This is a genomic window from Bacteroides sp. L10-4 (assembly GCF_013373675.1).
GTDB lineage: Bacteria > Bacteroidota > Bacteroidia > Bacteroidales > Bacteroidaceae > Bacteroides > Bacteroides muris.
This window is the reverse complement of the sequence record NZ_JABXJH010000113.1, coordinates 1-4,445: the sequence shown is the minus strand read 5'-3', so window position 1 is coordinate 4,445 and position 4,445 is coordinate 1. Positions and strand designations below refer to the sequence as shown.

Annotated in this window: 6 protein-coding genes; all 6 read right to left on the bottom strand. The window is 33.1% G+C overall.

Annotated elements, in window-relative coordinates; genetic code table 11:
- Positions 1 to 225: 225 nt before the first annotated feature.
- A complete protein-coding gene (locus HU824_RS19130; RefSeq protein WP_176469710.1) occupies positions 226 to 924 on the bottom strand; it encodes a hypothetical protein in 699 nt (232 codons plus the stop codon).
- 38 nt (positions 925 to 962) lie between these two features.
- Positions 963 to 2,093 (bottom strand): hypothetical protein, encoded by a 1,131-nt coding sequence (locus HU824_RS19125; RefSeq protein WP_176469709.1) that lies wholly within the window; start codon positions 2,091 to 2,093, stop codon positions 963 to 965.
- Positions 2,090 to 2,590 (bottom strand): DUF4365 domain-containing protein, encoded by a 501-nt coding sequence (locus tag HU824_RS19120; protein ID WP_255260573.1) that lies wholly within the window; start codon positions 2,588 to 2,590, stop codon positions 2,090 to 2,092. Before HU824_RS19120 ends, HU824_RS19125 begins: the two co-directional genes overlap by 4 nt.
- A 79-nt stretch (positions 2,591 to 2,669) precedes the next feature.
- Positions 2,670 to 3,326, bottom strand: coding sequence for a helix-turn-helix transcriptional regulator (locus tag HU824_RS19115; protein ID WP_176469707.1), 657 nt, complete (start codon positions 3,324 to 3,326; stop codon positions 2,670 to 2,672).
- A gap of 263 nt (positions 3,327 to 3,589) precedes the next feature.
- Positions 3,590 to 3,904, bottom strand: a complete 315-nt coding sequence (locus HU824_RS19110) for a hypothetical protein (RefSeq protein WP_136009950.1) — start codon at positions 3,902 to 3,904, stop codon at positions 3,590 to 3,592.
- A complete protein-coding gene (locus HU824_RS19105; RefSeq protein WP_176469706.1) occupies positions 3,891 to 4,154 on the bottom strand; it encodes a hypothetical protein in 264 nt (87 codons plus the stop codon). The genes HU824_RS19110 and HU824_RS19105 overlap by 14 nt, the downstream gene beginning before the upstream one ends.
- Positions 4,155 to 4,445: the final 291 nt, after the last annotated feature.

The window sequence follows — 4,445 nt, the reverse complement described above, 5'->3', positions numbered from 1 at the left end:
GCGGAGGGAACGCCATGCGGCAAGGGGCTGAGCAGTCAGCCCCGACGAGCCTTCCATGCACGATAACTTGCATGAGTATGCTAATTATCGTTAACCGTATTCTGTTTTTATATTATAGTTCATATCTCTTTGATGTCGTTTGTCATTCCCCATACCTTGAAAAAGAGGATGATTTGCAGTACTCCGAATATTAGGAGTATGATGGTTAGAAAGTCAATCATCATTTTAGACGCCTCCTTTCAATGCTTCTGAGATGCTATCTGTTGCTGATTGTACGGTAGCCGACGTATTTCCATCAATGTCTTCTTTTGTATTATCGGTTCGAATGGCATTACCTATAATTCCAAATAACTGAATGTCTTCCTTGTCATCTGTGTCTTTACTATATAAAATTTGCTTCATGTTTTTGTCGAAGACGTATAGATAGTTGCCTAAATCAAAGTTACCTCCTTTTGTCTTACATCTGAATTTATGTTTTGCTTCCCAACCAATGAAAGAACGGTCTATTTGCTTGTTTCTCTCTTTTATTTTGGCGTATACTTCATCATTTTTTTTCAGCGTCTTATTAATCTTTTCTATGTAATTGTTTACTTTTCTTTTTGCTTCATTATATTTGTATGCACCTAATGAAGAATAACTATCAGACCATATCTCCATTGCACTTTTCGCACTCTCATATTCGGCTTCTTCTTTTTCGAGTTCATCAAACATTATTTTTACTTCATTTGCATACATCAAAGCTAATGTATCTGTATATATAGAAGTGAAAGCACTATCAATTTTTATTTCAATAGGTTCATAGCTTTCAAAATCATAAAGCGTTTTGAACATTTCTTGTTTGATAAGTTCTGCGGCTTTTTCTTCTCGTGATTTGCATCCTGTCATAACTAATACAACAGTCGCTAAAAATAAAATCTTCTTCATAATCTTATATATTTAGTTTGTTCTTTAATTCGTTGAAATTAATCATTAAGTAATTCCAAATGTCCGTTTTCAATCCATTTTTGCCGTCCAGTATTTTTACACAATCCGGAGAGTTTTACATTGGCGCCACTTTCAAAGGCCGTATTAACTGCGGAATAATAAGCGGCATAATTTAATTTGGATTGAATATTAACTTTTTTATTGTCATCTCCAATGGCTACTAATCTAATTTGTACATATTCTCTATTTTCGACATCAGGATTTGCATTGATGTTGTCTATTTTTCCGTAATATGACTTTTGAATATTTTCTTCTTTTTTAGGCCTATATTTATCTGCTATAAAATTAACTCTCTCCATAAACATGGGCTCTAATTTGATAGAAGATATTGGTGGCTCATTTATGAATTTGACATCTTTGCACCAGTCAACAATTATATTCATTTCTGTATTTTTTGTTTCGTCATAAATATCAACTAATGAGTCGAGGAAGTTTACACTATATATCCCTTGGTCTACATCTTCATCAACCTTGTTTTTGTCATTATTCTTTAAATCTTTTTGAATACTATTTATTGAGGATAGTAAACGCATATTAATTCTCCGATTTAACGGAATATCTTGTTCTATTGGATTAAAGATAGTGTATTGATAATCTCCAAGAGGACATAATATATTGAGAATGTAGCTTCCTATTTCTGTCTGTCCAAAAGAGTATTCTGAAATATTCTTGTTAACATCCGTTGTATAGACTTTTTTGTGGAATTTAGTAGGATTTAAGGTGTCTAAATAGGCTGTAGCTAAAACGTCTTTTATTTTTTCTATAGTATTTGTCATACTAAAGAAGGGTATTTTCCCATCTGAGGTGTAATTGTTAGCTATACGCCATTTTTGAATGTCATATGATGGATTTAATATTTTATTAATCAATGCTGCTATATTTCTGTTTTCAAAAGACGCAATGGATTGCAATGTTTCTTCCATCACTCTGTAGTAGTCAGAGAATTCTTTAACAAGTGGTATTAGTGCTACATATTCACCGTCCGGAGATACAAATTGGCGTACTCTTCCATTCATTAAAACGTCTAATTCACGCCATTTTAAGAAAGAAAGAACTTTTTCAAGCTTTTCTACTGTAATGAGGTCTATAGCTTTTTTAAGGTCTTTCATAATTCCTCCTCCTTTGATACTTTTATCATTAACTTCTTAAGGCATTCACAAGATAGAATATTTTCCTTGGGTATTACAACGGTTATACTACTTCCATTGTTTGTAGGCTGATTATTTTTGAGACTTACCCAGTAGGCGCATTTAGTTACTTTTAGAGCCGATTTTGAGTGTTTTACCCATTTTTTTCTATCTTTATCCATGTGCAAAACTACTAATATTATTGGAGTCATTCTATCGCTCATAACCAAATTATTGTAATTTTTTGCTTCGAGTATAAAGGAGTAATCTCCATTTCTTTTTTCTTTGAATTTTACGTATGAAGCTTTTAATTGAATATCAATGCTTGGGGAACGTTTTCTACAGTCTGAAGAGTTACACGGATACCCCTTACATCTGATTGTAGCATCTACACCATCATTGTCCCGTTCTACCTTTGATAGAGTATATCCATTATATGCACAAAGGGCTTGCATATAGGCAAAACTAACATCTTCCATACTTTCTTGTAGAGTGTTTGGCATAGTTTTATTAATAAAAGGTTAACATTCTGATGTGTATAGGTTGAATCTCATAGCATTATTTTGCGGATAAACACATTAGCACCCTGTACATCCCAAATACTTCATCCATTAAAACGTCAAAGGGCTTAAATTTAGGGTCTGGGTTAATTGAGTGACATGATACATAACCTTCTCTATTAGATTCATGTATTTCTTTTACTATAACTCCATTAGGAGTATCTAATACATATACTTTGCCCCAGTCTATAAATAAATCAGGATTTATTTTTTTGATGAGAATACGTGATCCTGAAGGATATTCAGGAGCCATACTATCGCCATAAACTGTTATAGCAAAATCCACGTTTTCAATTGGAGAAACAACAGCTTCGCAATTATGCAATAATACACCCGGTTCTGCAAACCCGGTTAGCGAACCTCCCATTGCTGACATTGGGAGTAAATAAGTAATATAGCCATTCTTTTTTGTTATGTCGGCACTACTTGTTTTTGGGGCTTCTTCTTTCTGGGTAAGCATATCTCCTTCCCCGGTAAGAAGCCAAGAGGTATTAAGACTAGGATAAACAGATTTAATTTTTTCGAGCGATGATGTCCTAATACTATCTCCGACTTTACTTACGAATCCTTTAGCCAATCCGGTTGCTTTCTCAAAAGCCCCTTCACTTATATTGATAGAAGCAAGAAATAATTTCAATCTTTCTCGTGTATTCATAACTCTTAATTGTTTTACTGAAATAAAATCAGTATATTTGTATCGAAATCAAGTTGCGGATGATACCAACTAAATTGTTTAACTGTTCCCGCAAGGGATTATATAGACGACTTCACTTCAAACCGCAACTTTGGAGTTGGTCGCTTTACTTATTATTATGGAAAAGAATATTCCCGAAGGTTTTTCTACAGAATTCTTAGACAGCGATGAAGGTAAGGAGTTGTATTCTCAAATACAATCATCAATGACGGATTACCACTTCGTTACTTCACGTTCACTAAAGCGATCCTATTTAATAATTCAAGGAATCCTTCTATTTTGTCGGTGTGTTTCACGCCAGATAAAAGCTTGAGAATGTCATTCTTTCCATTTTTTGTTATAGTTATAGATTTAGGATTTGCTATACATTCAAGTAATCCTTTTACTACCACATTGCAAGTCGTTATATCAGAGAATTGTGATGTATGGAATAAGCATGCAACTCCATGATATAAAAATCTGTATTCTAATCCCAATGGGTCTTTTCCTAATAATAAATAATGATATATCATCCAGTTGGTGTTTTCAGAAACAGCCATGTTTTTTTTGTACCATGAATGATGCTCCAGTTGATATTTCATCAATCTTATCTCTTGTGTTTTTTATGTCAATTATCGTATATATATTCCATCCTATCAAAATTGTAACAAGTAATGATAGAACACCAACCAATACGCCTTGATAGTCAAATCCTAACTCTGCCTTGTGAGGGCAAGAAATACATAATGCAATAATGCTTATCGCTATCGCAATTCCACTCAATACTAAAGCCCAATTTTCTTTCTTCATATTATAATAAGGTATAAACCGCACTAATAATTAAATAATGTTTATCACTGAAATATAATCAGTAAAATTGTTTATCACTGAAAATAAATCAGTATATTTGCATCATCAATCAATCACGTAGCAAAGATAAACTAAATGATTGACGATGCAAATAGTATAAACATCATTAGTGTCCAATAAAAATGGACGAGTTAAAAAATTAATCAAATAGTCCTTCAAAAAGGGGATAATCGAGTTCTTTGATATCGTTGAAATCAGTCTTATCGAACAGGTCACGTAAGTTCGTTTTGT